Raw genomic sequence first — 19,352 nt, forward strand, 5'->3', positions numbered from 1 at the left:
CACTGAAAAATTGCAACTTTTTTTTATGAAAAAAGTGTGAACTTTCTAAGACCTACTTTTGTCTTCTATATATAAACGAATTATCGCCCTCCGTTACTTCCTAATATTTTTCTCATTTCTTCACCTTTTTAAATGTTTTTTAATGATTATGACCGTTTTTAGTTGTTTTTATAAAAGAATGATGGTATTATCATGGTGAGGAGCTGATGATAATGCTTACAGAAGAACGACGGAAGTTAATTATGGAGTTGTTGAAGAGCCATGAGATCGTGAAATCTCAAGAACTAATGAAGTTGTTAGACTCATCTGAATCCACGATTAGACGAGATTTACAGGAGATGGAAGCCGAGGGTTTATTGAAGCGAATCCACGGCGGTGCCAAGCGGATTGTCAAACTTGACTATGAACCTGACATGTTAGAAAAATCATCAAAAAACGTTCATGAGAAACAATTAATCGCTGAATATGCCACAAGCTTTATTCATGATGGTGATTTCGTTTATTTGGACGCAGGAACATCCACATACGAAATGATTCCTTTTTTAAAGCAAAAGGACATTAATGTGATCACCAACTCGGTATATCACGCTACGGCCTTAACCGATTTAAAAATCCCAACGATGATTATTGGTGGCAATATTAAATTGACAACCAAAGCCGTGGTCAGTGCTTTCAGCTTGCAACAATTGCAATTATTCCGCTTTGATAAAGCCTTTATGGGCATTAACGGCATTCACCCGAAACATGGCCTTACCACACCTGACTCCGAGGAAGCCACCATGAAAGCAGTGGCTCTTGGACAAGCTGAACAAGTCTATATACTGGCAGACGATTCTAAGTTTAATAAAGTCTCATTTTCAAAAGTGGCGGCTTTAGATGAAGCCACTATTATCACCAACCAGTTATCCAAAGATATCCGGCAACACTTTGAATCACTTACCACTATCAAGGAGGTTATTAAATGATTTATACCGTCACACTTAACCCGTCCATCGATTATATCGTTCAATTAGAGACGCTTGAATTAGGACAGTTAAACCGAATTGCCCAGGACTACAAATTCCCTGGAGGCAAAGGCATTAACGTCTCACGAATTTTACAACGTCTTGGTAAAAAAAATGCGGCTCTGGGATTTTTAGGTGGCTTTACTGGAGACTTCATTCGCAGTTCCCTTGAACAAGAAGGAATCTTAACGGATTTCACAACGATCTCCGACGACACACGGATCAACATTAAATTAAAAGCTCAAGAAGAAACCGAAGTCAACGGTCAAGGACCCACTTTATCCCTTGCTGAAATCGCTGACTTAAAAAGTCGTCTAGCTGCTGTCAGCTCTCAGGATATCGTTATTTTATCTGGTAGTATTCCCCCTTCTTTACCGAGGGATTTTTATTCACAATTGATTGAGTTAATCACAGCTAAGGGAGCTCATTTTATGATTGACACAACGGGTTCAAGTCTGCTTGAAACCTTAGAGGCTCAGCCTTTGCTTGTGAAACCCAATCATCACGAGTTGGCTGAACTATTTGCCACCTCCTTTTCTTCCATCGAAGACATCTTGCCATATGGCCAACTGCTTTTGGAAAAGGGGGCTCAGCACGTGATCGTCTCCCTTGGTGGTGACGGAGCCTTGTTGTTCTCAGGTGATGCTGTTTATCAGGCGGCCCCTTTAAAAGGCACGTTGATTAATTCTGTTGGGGCTGGCGACTCAATGATTGCTGGATTTGTTAGTCAGCTTTCGGCGACACCCGATCTTGAATTAGCATTTCGCTATGGTGTCGCTTGTGGCAGTGCGACTGCTTTTTCAGCAGATTTAGCAACAGCTGCTGCCATTACTGATTTACTGGATCAAATAACCCTTAAAAAGCTCAAATAGGAGGAAATCACATGAATATTAACGACTTATTATTAAAAAATGTCATGATTTTAGACTTACAAGCCACAGACAAAGAAGCGGCAATTACTGAAATGGTCGACAAATTGTTTGCTGAAGGACGAATTTCCGATAAGGAGATCTTCAAAGCTGGCATTTTGGCTCGCGAAGCTCAAACAACGACTGGGTTAGGCGATGGCATTGCCATGCCCCACGCAAAAAACGCAGCAGTCAAAGAAGCAACTGTTTTATTTGCTAAAAGTAAAGCTGGCTTGGATTATCAGTCATTAGACGGCCAGCCCACTCACCTCTTCTTTATGATTGCTGCTCCAGAGGGCGCCAATAACACTCATCTACAAGCTTTAGCGGCTCTCTCTCGATTACTGATTAAGCCAGAATTTGTGGCTCAGTTAAAAGAAGCCAATAGCCCTGACGAGGTTCAACAATTAGTCGCCCAAGCGGAAAAAGAAAGAGAAGCAGCGGAAGTGGTGGAAACACAAACGGTGGCTCCGGCTGACCAACCGCTGATTGTGGCCGTAACAGCTTGCCCAACGGGAATTGCTCACACTTATATGGCAGAAGACGCCTTAAAGGCTAAAGCAGCGGAAATGGGCGTTAGAATTCGTGTAGAGACAAATGGCTCTGATGGGGTTAAACATCGCTTAACCCCTAGTGAAATTGCTGAGGCTAAAGGTGTTATCGTAGCGGCCGATAAAAATGTTGAGATGGCCCGCTTCAATGGCAAACCGTTACTTAATCGCCCCGTTAGTGATGGCATTAAGAAAACAGAGGAATTAATCAATTTAGTCTTGACAGATCAAGCGCCGACCTTCCACACAAACAAAGCAGAGGAGACAGAAGAATCCAGTAGCGGTTCCATTGGGTCACAAATTTACAAACACTTGATGAATGGTGTCAGCAATATGTTGCCTTTTGTAATCGGTGGCGGGATTGTGATCGCTTTAGCCTTTATGATTGATCAGGCCATGGGTGTTCCTCAAGATAAATTGGAATTATTGGGAAGCTACAATCAATTTCCTGCTTACTTAAAATCAATCGGTGGTGCGGCTTTTGGCTTTATGCTGCCAATCTTAGCTGGTTACATCGCCTCTAGTATTGCTGATCGTCCTGGATTAGTGGCTGGTTTCGTTGCTGGTGCTTTGGCAGCTTCTGGCGGTGCTGGCTTCCTGGGGGCTTTACTTGGTGGTTTCTTGGCTGGTTACGTGATGATTTTCTTGAAGAAACTATTTGCTAACTTACCTAAATCCTTAGCAGGGATTCGCACGATTTTATTTTACCCATTCCTAGGGGTGCTGATTACGGGGCTCTTAATGCTGGTAGTGAACATTCCGATGGAAGCTATTAACACTGGTTTGAATAATTTCTTAAACAACTTGTCGGGCGTCAACGCTGCACTGTTAGGTGCGCTTTTGGGTGGCATGATGGCCGTTGACTTAGGTGGTCCGATTAACAAGGCAGCTTACGTCTTTGGTACTGGTACGTTAGCGGCAACTGTCGCAACGGGTGGCAGCACTGTGATGGCTGCTGTCATGGCTGGTGGGATGGTCCCTCCTCTTGCAATTTTTATTGCCACATTGTTATTCAAAACTAAATTTTCGAAAAAAGATCAAGAAGCTGGTCTAACTAACTTAGTCATGGGGGCTTCTTTCATTACCGAAGGGGCAATTCCTTTTGCAGCCGCTGACCCTCTTAGAACACTGCCTGGCTTTATTGTCGGTTCAGCTCTAGCTGGTGGTCTCGTCAGCAGTTTAGCCATTAAAGTAATGGCGCCTCATGGTGGGATCTTCGTTATTTTATTAGTTAATAAACCACTCTTGTATATTGCCTTCATTATCCTTGGCTCATTCGTTAGTGCCCTTATTTTAGGTGCTATGCGCAAACCTGTCGCTCAATAAGCCGACTTAAACAACGACTGCGGTCGTTGTTTTTTTTGCTTACATTTCTCAACAATAATATTATAATATTGACTATAGTGTGTGACATACAGTATAATAAAAGAAAGAGGTGATCCTATGTCAGAAAAAGATATCGTTCAAAGTTATCTGACTGAACTCAGGCGGGGCAGCCTTGTCCTAGCCGTCCTCGGTTGCTTAAGCAAACCCTTCTATGGTTACGGTTTACTTCAGGAACTGCAAGACAAAAATATTCCCATCGAAGCTAACACACTTTACCCATTGTTAAGGCGCTTAGAAAAGCAAGGTCTGTTGACTAGCGACTGGGATACGACTGAAAGCCGTCCGCGAAAATACTATTTGATCAATGAGACTGGCAAACACGTGACAAAGGCACTACGAGATGAATGGTTGGTAATGCAGAGAAGTATTATGACAATATTTGAGGAGGATTAAGATGAATGATTGGGTTGCGCGCTATGTTCAAGGAGTCATCAACCGCTTACCAGAGAAGGAACGTTTTGAAGTAGAGCAAGAATTAACCAGTAATATTTACGACATGCTTTCAGATAATCCTAGCGAAGATGAAATCAAAGAAGTCCTACTTGAAATGGGACCACCTGCCGTTTTGGCTGAAGAATACCGTCAAGAGCCAAAATATTTGATCTCCCCTCGTGTCTATCACGACTACATCCAAGTTCTCAAATATTTAGTGCCAACCGTTGGTGTGGTTGTCGCTATTATCGGTGGGATCATTGGAGGCGTTGAAGGTAGTCAAAAAAGCGCTTCTGCAATATCTTTTGTGCAAGGCGTTCTGCAAAATGGCATTGGCACAGGGCTCTCACTGGGGATTTCAGCCGCATTTCAAGCCTTGTTATGGACAACTATCGGCTTTGTCATCGCTGAGCGATATCACGCATTTGATGCCAACAACAATAAGAAAGAGTGGCGCTTGGAAGATTTGCCACAATTACATCACGGAAAAAAAATAGCGATCTCTGACGCGATTGTTGAAATGGCTCTAACGTTATTTTTTTCTGGAATGCTACTACTAGAAGCTTTTGATCTGTTACCCATTGTCTTTATCACCGAGAAAAATGGGGTCGCGTCAATCCCACTCTTTAGCCCGACCTTCATCTGGAAACTAGTTCCTGTTCTGATTATTGGTATCCTAATGTCAGTCTTAGTTAATGCCATTAAACTAAAAGACCGACGCTGGACGAAGCGGGTTCTTCAATGGACGCTCTTTGAAAGCTTGATTTCTGCTAGTTTATGGATTATTTTGCTACTACAACCGGATCTTTTCAGTTACGAATTTACAGACTTCCTAAAAGACCAGACCTGGGCCAAAATGGATGTCCTCCATTATATTGCCAGTGGCGAGACCCATTTCATATTAGTGATTGTCTGCTCAATTATTGGAATTGTTGCTATAGCTGAATGTGGAAATGCCCTCTATCAGTATTTTAGAAAAGAGGCTCAAATGACAAAAATATAATAAAACAAGCTGGGACATAAAGTCGTTTTGCTCCGAGCAATCTCGAAGAACCCGAACAATCGGCCGTTTCGATTGCTCGGGTTTTGAGAAATTGCCGAGAGAGCAGACTTTTGGAGCGCGTCTATCGCACAATGTTCGTAAAAGTATCGGAGGCTGGGACTATTGTCCCAGCCTCTTTATTATTTTCGGTAAAACATGATTAATTTAGTTAAGGTGTCACGATTCCACAATGTGACATCAGTTTCCTTCGCAAAATCAATGGCTTCATCAGAAAAATAGTCATTAGTGACTGCCACTAGTTTGATTGACTCAAAGTCTCGACTTTTGGCAATTACGTCATGAACAACACTAACAGCTACTGTCTGGTTACTGCTTTGGCAACCAAATAAGTACTGTTCTCCATTCTTTATCCCAAAAATAGCGTCATTCTTCTTTAATTCAACTTGTTCATAGCCACTTTCAATTAAAAAATCAACTAACTGAGTCTTAAATTCCAGATCACATAACTGATCCCACTGTGCTAATTCTGGCGAGCGATCTTGATTACTGAGACTACCGACAGCTTCCACTACTTTCACCGGCACTTCTCGAACCTCTATCGGAGGCATTTCTCGTGGTGCTACGGGCCGATACCCTTTAATGACTCGGCTTTTTAACGTTTCTTTCAAATCTTTTGGCAAAAAAGCATACGCGATACCAAAACAGGTTAACATTGTCAATACAATGATTAAAACTGAAGACTCATCATTTGAAAATGCGCCGAACACGCCAACGACAATAAAAAAAATAGACAAACCAATTCGACTATTTCGCATTAGGTTCCCCACAATATCCCTCCCCAATAATACTAAATTCATCTAAATTGTAGCTCAATTCAGCATAATTGTCTAGGAGTCACTAATTTTGTGACTAATCCCCCATCACTCGCAACATCAGGGCTTTTTGAGCATGAAGACGATTTTCAGCTTCTTGGTAAACAACGGAATGAGTGCCGTCAATAATGTCGGCAGTGACTTCTTCGCCACGATGAGCCGGTAAACAGTGTAAAAACTTATAATCTGCCTGAGCCGCTGAAACCAACTCCTCATTAACTTGATAATGCTCACCAAAAACGGCTAGCCGTTTGTTGTTCTCTTCTTCCCATCCCATGCTAGCCCAAACATCGGTATAAACGATATCCGCCTCTTTAACAGCTTCTTTTGGCTCAACCAGACTTTCAATCTTAGCGCCACTTTCACTGGCTAATCCTTGTGCGATTGTTACGTACTCCTCTTTCGGTTGATAACCAACTGGACTGGCCACTGCCACATCCATGCCGACAATGGCTCCACCGATCATCAATGAATGAGCCATATTATTACCATCGCCTACATAGGCTAGTTTTAGGCCTTCAAATTTACCGTAATGCTCATAAATAGTCATTAAATCGGCTAATACTTGACAAGGATGATGGTCATCGGTCAACCCATTAATGACCGGAACACTGGCTTCAGCCGCTAACTCTTCTACCTTGCTATCCTCAAATGTCCGAATCATAATCCCATCTACATAACTTGACATAACTTTGGCGGTATCCTTAATGGGCTCCCCACGCCCCATTTGTGAATCCCCTGTATTCATTACAATGGCATCACCGCCTAATTGGACGATTCCCGCTTCAAAAGACATTCTCGTCCGAGTTGAAGCTTTTTCAAATACCATGGCTAAGATCTTACCAGATAAACTTTCCTGGTATTTTTTAGGGTCTTTCTTCATGTCAATCGCTAATTTAACTAGTTCAATCACATCCGTTTTCATCAGCTCTTCCAAGGTTAAAATACTTTTCCCGGCTAAATTGTTTCCCATCATTTCCACCATCTCTTCTTTATCATTCATATTTTGCAAGACTTTCTTTTAAAACTGCCACACCTGTTTTTAATTGTTCCACTGTTAGAGTCAAAGGCGGTAACAACCGGACCACATTATGGCCAGCTGTTAAGGCCACCACTCCAGCTTGAGCCATGGTCTCTACCACCTCGCTTGGCGGCAGTGTCACTTCAACGCCGATCATAAATCCGATCCCGCGGACATCGACAACCGTTGCTAAGGGCAATAGCTCTTCTTCCAATAAAGCTTTTAGAACATCTCCCTTGCGCTTGACGCAAGTTAAAAAATCCGATTCATTCAATTGACCTAAGACGGCAGACGCGGCAGACATTGCCACTAAATTTCCGCCAAAAGTTGAACCGTGAGTGCCTGGACCAAAGTCTATGGCCAACTCTTTTTTCGCTAACATAGCTCCAACTGGTAAACCATTTCCCAACCCTTTAGCCAACGTGATAATATCTGGCATCAGTTCATATTGCTCCGATAAATAAAGGGTGCCTGTTCGCCCCATCCCGGTTTGGACTTCATCAACGGCTAGTAAAATGCCTTTTTCCTGACAACTCCTTTGAACAGCTTTTACCCACTCTGGGTCGGCAGGCAGAACACCGCCTTCTCCTTGAATTAATTCCAGCAAAACACCACCAACGGCTTCGTCAAGGGCCGCTTCAAAAACCTCTAAATCATTGTAAGGAAGATAGACAAAACCAGGGACGATCGCACCAAAACCACCGTGAATCTTAGCTTGACCAGTCGCAGACATGCTGCCAAAAGTCCGACCGTGGAAGGAATCGATAAAGGTGATGATTTTAGCTTTACCAGATGCTTTCCGAATTAGTTTTAACGCCGCTTCGTTGGCTTCGGTCCCACTGTTACAGAAAAATGCTTGATAGTTTTTTTCGCCGATTAATTGGGCTGCTACTTGTTCTTGTAAGCTATTTTGATATAAATTAGGGGTGTGCCAAAGCTTTTCCAACTGACCAGTCACAGCAGCCTTAACCCTTGGATGATCATACCCAAGATTTGCCACGCCAATGCCACTAGAAAAATCCAAATACTGCTGACCTTCACTATCAATCAGATAGCCGCCAGCGCCACTAACAAATTCCCGATTTGCTCGCTGATAATTAGGTAATAAGTAACTCATGAAACCAACACCTCCGAATGATGTATCACGGTACCTGCCTGATTGATTTGATTGGTAATGTGCACTTGTTTCACCCCTGCGATAACAGCTGTTACAGCACTGTTTAACTTCGGCAACATCCCGCCCTTAATCACACCAGTCGCTTTTAAATCAGCAACTTCTGCCAATTTGACTGTCTCCAAAAGTCCTGCTTCAGTCTTAATCCCTGGAACATCGGTTAATAAATAAAGTTGATCAGCTTGCAACGATTGTGCAATCGCACAGGCTGTTTGATCGGCATTAACATTTAACCACTGGCTATCATCGGTAATACCTAAGGGAGCAATGACAGGAATTTGTTGATTATTCAACAATTGTGTTAGAAAATCAGTGTTGACTGAGACAACTTCGCCGACATAGCCTAAGCTGGTCTCTTTCAATGAATGAGCGGTTAACAAGCGATCATCCATGGCATTTAAACCGACAGCCGCAAAGCCAGCTTCTTGAAAAATACTGGTAATCGTTGGTTGCACCTGACCGATTAAGACCATCTTAACAATATCCAAGGTTTCTTTCGTCGTCACTCGCATGCCGTTATGAAAGGTACTAACCACATCCAGTCGTTCAAGCATCGTGTTGATATAATGCCCACCACCGTGAACAATCACGACACGTTTTCCAGCTAGTTGCCATTGGCGAATTTTCTCAAAAAACGTCGGCTGCAAATTGTCGCTGGCAACACCACCTAATTTCACTACAATTGTTTCTGTCATTGCTTTTCTCCTACTTTCTCTTACGTATGATAACAGGCGTTAATTTCCACATACTTATACGTCAAATCACAACCCCAAGCGACGCCTGTCGCTTCACCTTGTTTTAAATCGACAACGATTAAAATACTTTCTTTTTCCAAGACTTCTTGAACCTTAGCGGCATCATACTCCTGAGGCTCACCATTTTTCAAGACTTGCTCACTACCTAAAAAGATATCGACATCTCCAGCCTCTAATTCCGGTCCGGCATAACCGGCGGCACAAATGATGCGGCCCCAATTGGGATCTTCACCAAACATGGCAGATTTAACTAAGGAGGAGCCAACAATTTTTTTGGCAATTAATCTGGCAGCCTCTTTCGTCTGGCCATGTTGCACTTGCACTTCAATTAACTTGGTTGCCCCTTCACCATCTTGCGCAACTTTTTTAGCTAAAACCTCGGCCACAAAATGGAATAATTTCTTAAATAAAAGGTAGTCCTCAGTATTGACGATGATTTCCTGATTATCAGCACAACCATTGGCCATCACCAGGACCATATCATTAGTTGATGTGTCGCCATCAACTGTAATTTGATTATAAGTATTGTCGACGGTTTCCTTCAATAACTCTGACAATAACGCCGCATCAATCTTGGCATCTGTTGTAATAAAGGATAACATCGTGGCCATATTCGGATGAATCATGCCCGATCCTTTGGCAACACCAGCCATGGTTACTAGCTGTCCACCGATTTCTGCTGTCACAACGACTTCTTTGGTCCCTGTGTCTGTGGTCAGAATCGCTTCATGAAAAGCCGCTGGCGTCTGGTTGTCTTGACTCAACTGAACAATTCCCTGTTTGACTTCTGTCATCGATAATTGTTTGCCAATCACCCCTGTCGAAGCCACGGCCACCTGATTAGACTTGATGCCAAGCTTAGCTGCAATTAACTGCTGGGTCTCATAAGCAGCGGCCAGCCCTTGTTTGCCAGTACACGCATTAGCAATCCCTGAATTAACAATGACTGCCTGTAACTCTGAATTAGCTAATAAGGCTTCTTTTGTGACCAAAATCGGCGCGGCTTTAACGTGATTTAATGTGTAAACAGCCGCTGCTTGAGCTGGCACTGTTGACACAATCCAACCTAAATCCTTCTTTTCTTTGCGAATCCCACAATGCAAACCATCTGCATAATAGCCTTTTGGGCTGGCAATTGTGCCTTCAATAATGTTCATCCGATCGTCTCCTTCGACTGTCTCAGGACAGCCCCTTCTTTTTTTTTCATTATGGAAAAACTGGACTATTTATCAACCCTAGCTCCTCAGGAAAACCACACATAATATTTAAGTTTTGAACAGCTTGACCAGCCGCTCCTTTGACTAAATTATCCAGTGTACAAACCAAGGTAATCAGTCTCGTCTCAGAATTATACGCTAAGCCGATGTCACAATAATTAGAGCCTTGAACTTGCTTCAAGTCAGGGTAAACACCGACAGGTTGGACACGAACAAAAGCTTTCTCTCGGTAATAACTGGTGTAAAGCTCAACCAAGGCCTCTTCTGTCAATTCTTCATTTACCTTGGCATAAATCGTCAATAAAATCCCCCGCGTCACCGGTATCAAAGATGTCGTAAACTGAATGGCCTCAATATTAGCATTCCACTGTTGCAATTGTTGTAAAATTTCTGGTGTATGCTGGTGTTGATTCATTTTATAAACCGTCATATTCCCCATAACAGAAACTGCGTGACTACTGGTCGAAGGTACCTTTCCGGCACCTGAAAGGCCAGATTTTCCATCAATGATAATTGAATCTGGCTGGATCATTTTCGCTTTAACTAAGGGTGCTAACGACAGTAATGCGCCAGTCGCATAACAGCCTGGATTAGCAATAAAGTTGGCTTGTGAATTTTGACGCTCTTCTCCTAGCCCGTATTCCGCTTTAAGAATACTGTCAATTGGCGCAGCTTCTTTACCATACCACTTTTCATAAGAGCCTTCAGTCTTTAGGCGAAAATCTCCTGATAAATCAATTAAAGGAAAATCAGCTTCAATAAAAGGTTGAGCCAAAGTTGCTGACACGCCCGAAGGTGTCGCTAGAAAAACCAAATCGGTTTCTTCCATGATGGTGGCAGGTTCAATTTCTTTTATCATTAACTCACAGCAATTTTGTAAGTGAGGGTATATATCTGAAATCTTATGATGAACCATTGATTGACTATGAAGCGATTGAATAATTACTTCAGGATGTTGACTCAGCAAACGGATTAACTCTAAACCGCTATAACCGGTCACCCCAATGATTGCTACTTTCATTTGGCACCTCCAACGATGTATTAAAAGAATTATAAAGTTAATTTTTATGCATGTCAAGTGATAATATTGAATATTTTTAACTTTCAAGACGCTGAAAATGTATAATTATTAAAATATGTTGATAAAACATGCAACATACTAGCGCTGTTCAACACTTTTGGCATGCGATTAAATCCTTTGACAATAATTTCATTTAAATCCAATATCTTTCAATTCGACCCTTCTTTTCGTAAAAAATAACAAATTAGGTTATAATAAAAATTGATAAGATGGACATCTTCAACCACATCCATAGAACTTGTTTTTATGATCGATGCCATTAGATCTAGAACGTTAGAAATTAGGAAAGGAGCTACCTGATGAAAATTGCAGTAATCGGTGGTGGAATTGTTGGCGCGACGACTAGTTTTTATCTGGCTCAAGCTGGTGATGACGTCACTCTTTTTGACTATAAGATCGGACAAGCGACCAGTGCTGCCGCAGGCATTATCTCTCCCTGGCTTTCGCAACGCCGCAATCAAGATTGGTACCAATTAGCCAGGGCTGGTGCTAAGTTTTACCCAACACTAATGACAGACTTAAACGTTCCATTAGAATCCAATATTTACCAACAGGTTGGTACTATCCTATTCAAAAATAATCAATCACTCTTAGATAAACTTTACAAAATAGCCCTTAAGCGACGAGAAGAAGCACCAGAAATTGGCGAGATCATCCTGTTAACACCGGCAGAAATCCAGGAAAAATTCCCAGTTTTGACCCCTAACATGAATGGCCTATTTGTCTCTGGTGGTGCCCGCGTTGATGGTCGGCAACTAATTGATCAATTAGTAAAATCTTTTAAGTTACTAGGAGGCAACTACCACGAAACCTTGGTTAGCGACCTTCGCCCTCTTCAATCAGGTTGGCTTGTCAAAACCAAGGGCATAACTAAAGAATATGACAAGATTGTTCTTGGTACTGGTGCTTGGTTACCTAATTTGCTTCATCCCTTAGGTTTTTCCGTAGACGTCCGCGGACAAAAAGGACAGTTAGTTGAAGTGAAGATCGATGCTGACACCGATAATTGGCCAGTGGTCATGCCTCAAGGCGAAAGTGACATTATTCCCTTTGCTAATGGTAAAATTTTAATTGGTGCCACCCATGAAAATGAACAATTTTATGATTTAACCGTCGATACCCAAATCGTGACAGATATGGTCGCCAGTATTAGAGAACTATCGCCAGAATTGGCCAACTCTGAACACCTCAATGTTCGAGTTGGCACTCGAGCTTATACTTCAGATTTTTTACCCTTTTTTGGTGAAATTGCTGAATTACCAGGCCTTTTTGTGGCCAGTGGCTTGGGTTCCTCCGGTTTAACGACTGGACCGATCATCGGGCACACTATGGCCTCCTGGCTTCATAACAAAGAGACGGAACTTAAAGTAGACCGCTATTCACCTACTAACTATATTCGTAAAATCTAAAACAGCCCTCTTAACCAACTGGTATGGTTAAGAGGGCTGTTCGGTTTTATGTTAGGACACTTTGTCAACAGCTGAATAGCTGGTTGATAAATGCTCCTTATTGGTTAACCTTTTGCTGAGGATAAGCCGCGGTTCCAAGGTTAACAGCTAGATTGACCATGTGCTGACAAGTTAACTTAAACGATTAATGCGCTTTTTAAACCAACTATGAACAGCTTGTAGCGGTTGTGTTTTGACTACTTCTTCTGGTGACTCCAATTGCTTAACATCGACAAACTCCACATGTAAATCAACATCTTCCGTTTCAATCTGCAATAAATGCTTTTTGGCATTTCGTTTTTTTACGTTGATATGATTCGAGTCGAGATGCTGAACTAAATTATCAACTGACATCGTTTCAATAGCTTCTTCTGGTAAATAAAAACGTAAGACTGCTCGATAATTTCTGGTTTCTTCATCGCTGATAGCAGCTTTGATGTATTGTTTAATATAAAATTCGAAAGCGTGAATTCCTTGATCCAACATGTAACTCGGATTTAAAATCCAATAAGCCAACATCACTTTCTTAGTGGCATCTCGCCAAGGGAAATAAGCTCGATTATTTAAGGTACCAAAACGTCGCCCTTCTAAATAATGATGATTTTCATAATTATACACTCGTGTTGTGAAATGTCGAGCCGTACTTTTAGTTGTGGGCTGCAAAGACTCATTTTGATACTGAATCATTTGGGTATTAGCACCAATTCGAATAAATTCAGTACAAGGTTCCCGTAACACGCCAACACCATTACTCCACTCCAACTGGTCAAATCCCAGCTGATCACGATAACTAAATTGAAACTCTACGTTATGAGGATGATTCCAGCTTAAAGGGTTTTCGTAAAGTCGGACACGAATGACATCATGTTGAAGTTCTACAATGTCTTCGACTTGTTGAACATCAAGAAACGCTTGTTTGGGAATCACATAATAATAATCAGGAGCATACCACATTTTCCAACATGCCGTAAAACAGAGTCCCTTGAAATAGCTGTCATAACCTGGCAATTGACTACAATCAATGATCACTTCCTGCTGATCATCATACATCTTAGGCAAATCAGCTGGGCCGTCTATCTCTTCTTCTAAACGGTCTCTCATCGATTGAGTATTATTGCTTAAAAATTCATCAATACATCGAATATAGGCATACAAGCCATTTTTTTCCATTCTTTTATCGATGTAGTCGTCAATTACCGACTGATGCTTTTGATACAATGCCTCGTTAATCAATATACGCTCGCGAACTTTTCCTTGGTAAATATGAATCGAAAACTCGCCTTCAACCGCTTTTACTGAAATTAACATATCCTCTTGCTGTGCGACCTCTAATGAATTGATCCGCTTTTTAAGGCCAGCAGAATCAAAATCAAACAGCTGAGTGTCGTCATCAATATAATATTTCTGAGGTGCTACCAAAATTTGACAAAGTGTTAACCAGTCACTAACGGTCGCACGAATCGCCTCATTATTAGCAAACGAACGCAGTTGGGTTACGATGTATAATTGTTGTGGGTCACTGCTCATGGTCAACACCTCCTAAATTAATTATAACTGATAAATCAGTGATAGTATATTTTTCACGTTCTAATAGTTTCATTTTATTTCTGTTTCTCCAACAAAAGATTTTCAGATGACTTTTGACTCAAAAAAGCATATACTACTATTATAAAGAAGTTGCTTAACTAATACCAATTAAAATGGAGGTGCACTATGGCACTAGAACATAAAAAGAATGACAAATTGGAAAAATTATTTGAAGAATTTGCCTTCGATCCCTACCAAGAAGAGCAAGCAGCTCGAGATAAACAAGTCCAAGAAGAAGCTGAAAAATTCTTAAAAAAAGAACAAGAACAACTAGCTAAAAAACAACAAGAAGGTTAAAAAAGGCAATTGAAATTCCTAAATATATACATCCTGTTAAATAATCAAACATATAGTTCCATTGGATAATGCGCATAGTCATCCGCCAAGAGTGGTACTTTCAGCTTTTTTCTGGCTGAAAGTTTAACGGGAAAGGATGATTATTTAATGGGAACTATATAACTCAAAAGATGACCCACTGCCATTAACAAGAACAGCGAGTCATCTTTTTAGCGAATAATTTTATTTCGTAGATTTCGTCGAGCTAGATCAAAAACGATTAAACCACCAGCAATTGCGCCAGCAATCGCTGCCACTCTAATTCCAAAGCCAACCGCTTTACTATACTCTCCAATAATTAAATGATAGGTCATTTGATAGGAGGTACCACCTGGAACCAAGGCAACAATCCCGGGAATGTTATAGAGCGTCGCAGGGGTGTGGCGATGACGGGCAAAATAATAGCTAAGAGCCGCAATCGACAGCGCCCCTAAAAACGTCGATATCGTCACGCTCAACCCGATAAACCCGCTTAACCAATAGACTAACCAGCCACCTGTCCCACTTAACCCGCTATATATTAATGCGTCTTTGGGAACTCGCATAATAATAGCGAATCCCACAGATGTAATAAAGCTCAAAACGACTTGTTCTATAATGGTCAATATCATGTTGTTTCCTCCTTTTAACAAACTTGGATAGATTATTTTTGGCACTCAGCTCATGGCGTTAAATGCCACGGCAATCCCTGCACCAATCATCATGGCGATGATCAACGCCTCGACGCCTCTGGAAATTCCTGAGAGCATATGACCTTCCTGTAAATCACGAACGGTATTTGTAATGGCTACGCCAGGAACAAGTGGCATGATACTGCCGATAATCATATTATCGATAGAAGTGCCGATCTTAAGTTGAATCATTAAAAAAGCCAAAACTCCAATAACAAAAGAAGCTAGAAATTCATCCACATATTTTAGTTTCAAATAAGTCGTACTAATCATATATACAGAATAACCCCCAGCACCGACTAAAAAGGTAGCAAAAAAATTATTCCATTGGCCCCCAAGTAAAATCATCAGAGCAGCACTTAAAATAGCCGCACAGATAATTTTTACGACCGTTTTTTTAGGAGGTTCCTCCTTTAAGACAACTTTTAAGGCCTTAGACAATTCCTGTAAATCAATTTGTTTGGACGAGAACTGCCAAGATAAATCATTTACTTTTGACACTTTACCTAAATTAGTTGTCCGTTCACTAATTCGCTTCATTTGAATACTTTTTGTACTTTCAAGCCCCATTAAAACGATGGTTTGAGTTACGAAACTGATGCCTTCTTCCTGATAGTAATTATCCGCAATGCGGTTCATCGTATCTTCTACGCGGTACATCTCTGCGCCATTTTCAACCATTATTTTACCTGCAAGTACACAGGTTTCCAATAATAACTCTTTTTCTTCCACGAGATGACCTCCTTTTTAATTCGCTTATCATTCAATCACATGCTTTTCTCACACCATAAACAAACCAGTGATCCTATCTATCATAACAAGCAATGAGGAGAAAAGACAACAATTTTATTATACAATTTAACCCAAAAAAAGAAGTTGAATGAGGTTTCAACTTCTTTTTTTCTATTTTAATGCAACTCTGGCCAAAATTCACGATTGACTTCTATCAACTCATCAAGTAGTTCTTTGGCTACTTTAGCACTGGGTACCGTTTTAGATAAGGTTAAAGCCTGCCACATTTTTTGGTAAGATCCTTCCACCCACGCCTCAACAATTAGTTTCTCAACGGCTACTTGTTGTTCCATCATCCCTCGGTGAAAAGTAGGAATAGTTCCTTGGCACAAAGGCTCTGGACCTGAAGATCCGACAATACAAGGCACTTCAACCATGGCATCCGCTCTAAAGTTTGCTATAGCGCCATTATTCTCGACAATTAGCAACATTCTTTCACCCGTGTTAAAGGCGATGGCTCTTGCTAAATCAACAATAAACAGAGCATGATTATCAATATGAAAATCCCCTTCTCTAAAGCTACCTGTTGCGACAATCTTACGTGCCGCATCAAACACTTGCTTTTCTCGTCCTGCCATCACTTCATTGGCACGGGTGTATTCGGGATTGGCATGTTCTACCACATAATCGGGATAGAGATAGTATTTTAAGTACGTATTTGGCAGAAATTCGGGTGCTACTGCTAATAAGTCTTTGGCTTTTTTATGAGTTTCTTGCCAAGATTGATCCATGTGTTGAGTGTCTACTTCGATTTGGGTCAAATAACCATGTTCAGCCACATACTCTCTGATCTCTGATAAGTACTCATGACCTTCAGTATCTCTGACACTGGTCCACCAGCCAAAATGATTCAACCCAAAATAGTTAACAGTTAGCTCCTTTGGCTCCTTATGAATGATTTGAGACATTCGTCGAAGGGTTCCGACAGGCATATCACACATGTTAATCACTTTTGCTTTAGGTCTTAGGACACGACAAGCTTCTGCTACGATAGCTGCTGGATTAGAATAATTGAGCATCCAAGCATTTGGTGAATACTTTTCCATATAATCAATCAACTCGATCATATCCCCAATACTGCGCATACCGTAAGCAATGCCACCAGGTCCACAGGTTTCTTGCCCTAGCACCCCATACTTCAAAGGAATTTTCTCGTCTAACTCCCGCATTCGGTATTGGCCAGTTCGTATATGTGCCATACAAAAATCGATATTTTCAAAGGCCTCTCGTGGGTCTGTTGTGTAGGAAAAGGCGATATCTGGCGCTTTTTCCTTTAAAACCAATTCCAACGCTTTAGCTAAAACGCCTTGGCGTTCGGGATCATTGTCGTATAATTTTAATGTCGCAATCGGAAATTTATCCAAGTTATCCAGTAGCATCATGACAATTCCTGGTGTGTAGGTGCTACCCCCTCCAGCAATAACAATTGATTGTTTTTTCATTCTTAACGCCCTCTTTCTTACTACTTAATTAGTGTTTCCCATAGCTGCATCGACAATTTTACGAACTTTTGTCACTTGCAGTCCATAGACCACTTGAACATTTTCATTTTTTATAATGACACCACTGGCACCTGTCTGATTCTTTAAACTTGCTTCATCCACTAACTCCGTATTTTCAACGGTCAACCGTAAGCGAGTATAACAATTATCCACTGTTTTGATGTTATCTTCCCCACCTAATGCCGAAATAATCTGAGCACCAAGTAACTGATCTGCATCTACTGGCACACCTGCCGCAACTTTATTCTGATAATCTTTTTTAGTGTGAAGTTTTACCTCGTTATTGTCTTCACGCCCCACTGTTTTAAAATTAAATTTAGTAATCAAAAATCTAAAAATTAAGTAATAAGCAACGAAGAATACCAGCCCAACTAAAATATACATCGGCCATCTTGTTTTGCCGATTCCCAAAGGCAAGTTATATAATAAGAAATCGATAAAACCATTTGGACCAATTGCTCTGACACTTAGTACGTTTAAGACAACCATGCTCAAGCCACTTAAAACAGAATGAACTATAAATAGTAACGGTGCCACAAACATAAAAGAGAACTCAATCGGCTCTGTTACACCAGCAATAAAAGATGTGACTGCTGCTGGAATCAAGATAGCTTTCACTTTGGTTTTATTTTCTGGTTTAGCTGTCTGATACATCGCCAAGCAGGCACCGATCAAGCCAAACATCTTAGAGATCCCCCGCGCATCCCAAATGACACTTTGAGATAACACCTTAACAGCCGGATCAGCAATCTCAGCGTAATAGATGTTACGAGCGCCTTCAAAGACTTGCCCGCCAACTTCAGCCACACCTCCTAATGAAGTGTATAAAAACGGCGTGTAAATCAAATGGTGTAGCCCTGTAGGAATGAGCAATCGTTCTAACATACCGTAAATAAAAATTCCGAAGTTGCCACTTTGATTAATGACTGTTCCCAAACTAGTAATGCCACTCTGAACAATTGGCCAAAGATAAGTTAAAATAACAGCCAATAAGACTACTGCTGGAATCAGGACAATAAACACAAAGCGAGAGCCACCATAAATTTGAAAGGCGTTACTAAACTCTGTTTCGCAAAACTTATTATGAACGTAAGCGGTCATAATCCCTAGAATGATTCCCAGAAACACCCCCATGTCCAAAATTTGAACTCCTAATACCATGGTTTGGCCAGTCCCACTTAGACTGTCAGCCTCCACTAAAGTTTCACGCAGGCCCATAAATTTATTCATGGCGTTAATAAAAACTAAAAATCCTAGGACAGCAGTGAAGCCGGCCTCTGCTTTTTTCGTATTAGCTAAGCCAACAGCTAAGCCAACACAGAAGATCAGCCCTAAATTACTTAAAATGGCGACCAGAGAACCTGATAAAATCGTGCCAAACCCTTTGGTGACCGGATTGTCTAAAAACGGCAGTTTTTCCATTAGTAATGGATTGGTAAATAAATTTCCAACTGCTATCAAAATTCCGGCAATCGGTAAAATTAATACTGGAATGAACATTGCCTTGGAAAACCGCTGCAAGCCATTCATGATTCGCTCTTTCATATTCGTCCCTCCAACTGTTGATGGTCTCATCTTACAATGATTCCCCTGCTAATGTAACCCTATTCAA

Annotated in this window: 18 protein-coding genes; 7 read left to right on the forward strand and 11 right to left on the reverse strand. The window is 41.2% G+C overall.

The window, feature by feature from the left end; genetic code table 11:
* The first annotated feature begins 212 nt into the window (after nucleotides 1-212).
* The 5 genes from I6N95_RS13020 (at nucleotide 213) to I6N95_RS13040 (ending at nucleotide 5,284) form a co-directional block, all read left to right on the forward strand.
* The gene (locus I6N95_RS13020) at nucleotides 213-965 is read left to right on the forward strand and encodes a DeoR/GlpR family DNA-binding transcription regulator (protein ID WP_209528645.1); all 753 of its coding nucleotides are present in this window, start codon (nucleotides 213-215) and stop codon (nucleotides 963-965) included.
* Nucleotides 962-1,876, forward strand: coding sequence for a 1-phosphofructokinase (gene pfkB / locus I6N95_RS13025; protein WP_209528646.1), 915 nt, complete (start codon nucleotides 962-964; stop codon nucleotides 1,874-1,876). The genes I6N95_RS13020 and pfkB overlap by 4 nt, the downstream gene beginning before the upstream one ends.
* A gap of 11 nt (nucleotides 1,877-1,887) precedes the next feature.
* Nucleotides 1,888-3,789: a PTS fructose transporter subunit IIABC gene (locus tag I6N95_RS13030; RefSeq protein ID WP_209528648.1), complete on the forward strand. Its 1,902-nt coding sequence runs from the start codon at nucleotides 1,888-1,890 to the stop codon at nucleotides 3,787-3,789.
* Nucleotides 3,790-3,906: 117 nt separating this feature from the next.
* Nucleotides 3,907-4,242, forward strand: a complete 336-nt coding sequence (locus I6N95_RS13035) for a PadR family transcriptional regulator (RefSeq protein WP_209528650.1) — start codon at nucleotides 3,907-3,909, stop codon at nucleotides 4,240-4,242.
* A 1-nt stretch (nucleotide 4,243) separates the two neighbouring features.
* A complete protein-coding gene (locus I6N95_RS13040) occupies nucleotides 4,244-5,284 on the forward strand; it encodes a hypothetical protein (protein WP_209528652.1) in 1,041 nt (346 codons plus the stop codon).
* A 179-nt stretch (nucleotides 5,285-5,463) separates the two neighbouring features.
* Here the strand turns inward: I6N95_RS13040 and I6N95_RS13045 are convergent, their stop codons facing one another.
* From I6N95_RS13045 to argC, 6 genes are all read right to left on the reverse strand, one after another.
* A complete protein-coding gene (locus tag I6N95_RS13045) occupies nucleotides 5,464-6,111 on the reverse strand; it encodes a restriction endonuclease (RefSeq protein WP_209528654.1) in 648 nt (215 codons plus the stop codon).
* Nucleotides 6,112-6,193: 82 nt separating this feature from the next.
* Nucleotides 6,194-7,159, reverse strand: coding sequence for an ornithine carbamoyltransferase (argF, locus tag I6N95_RS13050; RefSeq protein WP_245249489.1), 966 nt, complete (start codon nucleotides 7,157-7,159; stop codon nucleotides 6,194-6,196).
* Entirely contained in the window at nucleotides 7,152-8,294 is a 1,143-nt protein-coding gene (argD, locus tag I6N95_RS13055; RefSeq protein ID WP_209528656.1) for an acetylornithine transaminase, read from the reverse strand. The genes argF and argD overlap by 8 nt, the downstream gene beginning before the upstream one ends.
* Complete coding sequence (argB, locus tag I6N95_RS13060; RefSeq protein WP_209528658.1) at nucleotides 8,291-9,046, reverse strand: acetylglutamate kinase; 756 nt, start codon at nucleotides 9,044-9,046, stop codon at nucleotides 8,291-8,293. The genes argD and argB overlap by 4 nt, the downstream gene beginning before the upstream one ends.
* 20 nt (nucleotides 9,047-9,066) lie before the next feature.
* Nucleotides 9,067-10,263: a bifunctional ornithine acetyltransferase/N-acetylglutamate synthase gene (gene argJ / locus I6N95_RS13065; RefSeq protein ID WP_209528660.1), complete on the reverse strand. Its 1,197-nt coding sequence runs from the start codon at nucleotides 10,261-10,263 to the stop codon at nucleotides 9,067-9,069.
* A gap of 49 nt (nucleotides 10,264-10,312) precedes the next feature.
* Nucleotides 10,313-11,344, reverse strand: a complete 1,032-nt coding sequence (argC, locus tag I6N95_RS13070; protein WP_209528662.1) for an N-acetyl-gamma-glutamyl-phosphate reductase — start codon at nucleotides 11,342-11,344, stop codon at nucleotides 10,313-10,315.
* A 359-nt stretch (nucleotides 11,345-11,703) separates the two neighbouring features.
* Between argC and I6N95_RS13075 the strand changes: the two genes are divergently transcribed.
* Nucleotides 11,704-12,813 carry an NAD(P)/FAD-dependent oxidoreductase gene (locus I6N95_RS13075; RefSeq protein WP_209528665.1) on the forward strand — a complete coding sequence of 370 codons (1,110 nt, stop codon included), beginning with the start codon at nucleotides 11,704-11,706 and terminating at the stop codon, nucleotides 12,811-12,813.
* Nucleotides 12,814-12,984: 171 nt separating this feature from the next.
* Here I6N95_RS13075 and I6N95_RS13080 read toward each other — a convergent pair whose 3' ends face one another.
* The gene (locus I6N95_RS13080; RefSeq protein WP_209528667.1) at nucleotides 12,985-14,379 is read right to left on the reverse strand and encodes a hypothetical protein; all 1,395 of its coding nucleotides are present in this window, start codon (nucleotides 14,377-14,379) and stop codon (nucleotides 12,985-12,987) included.
* 186 nt (nucleotides 14,380-14,565) lie between these two features.
* On the opposite strand from I6N95_RS13080, the gene I6N95_RS13085 reads away from it, so the two are divergent.
* Nucleotides 14,566-14,736 (forward strand): SPJ_0845 family protein, encoded by a 171-nt coding sequence (locus I6N95_RS13085; protein WP_209528670.1) that lies wholly within the window; start codon nucleotides 14,566-14,568, stop codon nucleotides 14,734-14,736.
* 209 nt (nucleotides 14,737-14,945) lie between these two features.
* Here the strand turns inward: I6N95_RS13085 and I6N95_RS13090 are convergent, their stop codons facing one another.
* The 4 genes from I6N95_RS13090 to I6N95_RS13105 all read right to left on the reverse strand — a co-directional run bounded on the left by I6N95_RS13090 (nucleotide 14,946) and on the right by I6N95_RS13105 (nucleotide 19,285).
* Complete coding sequence (locus I6N95_RS13090; protein WP_209528672.1) at nucleotides 14,946-15,386, reverse strand: threonine/serine exporter family protein; 441 nt, start codon at nucleotides 15,384-15,386, stop codon at nucleotides 14,946-14,948.
* A gap of 45 nt (nucleotides 15,387-15,431) precedes the next feature.
* Complete coding sequence (locus I6N95_RS13095; RefSeq protein WP_347340559.1) at nucleotides 15,432-16,178, reverse strand: threonine/serine exporter family protein; 747 nt, start codon at nucleotides 16,176-16,178, stop codon at nucleotides 15,432-15,434.
* Nucleotides 16,179-16,354: 176 nt separating this feature from the next.
* Entirely contained in the window at nucleotides 16,355-17,680 is a 1,326-nt protein-coding gene (locus tag I6N95_RS13100) for a 6-phospho-alpha-glucosidase (RefSeq protein WP_209528674.1), read from the reverse strand.
* 24 nt (nucleotides 17,681-17,704) lie between these two features.
* Nucleotides 17,705-19,285, reverse strand: coding sequence for a PTS transporter subunit EIIC (locus I6N95_RS13105; RefSeq protein ID WP_209528676.1), 1,581 nt, complete (start codon nucleotides 19,283-19,285; stop codon nucleotides 17,705-17,707).
* Nucleotides 19,286-19,352 lie beyond the last annotated feature (67 nt).

Origin of the sequence: Vagococcus allomyrinae, from assembly GCF_017829975.1 — a bacterium.
GTDB lineage: Bacteria > Bacillota > Bacilli > Lactobacillales > Vagococcaceae > Vagococcus_D > Vagococcus_D allomyrinae.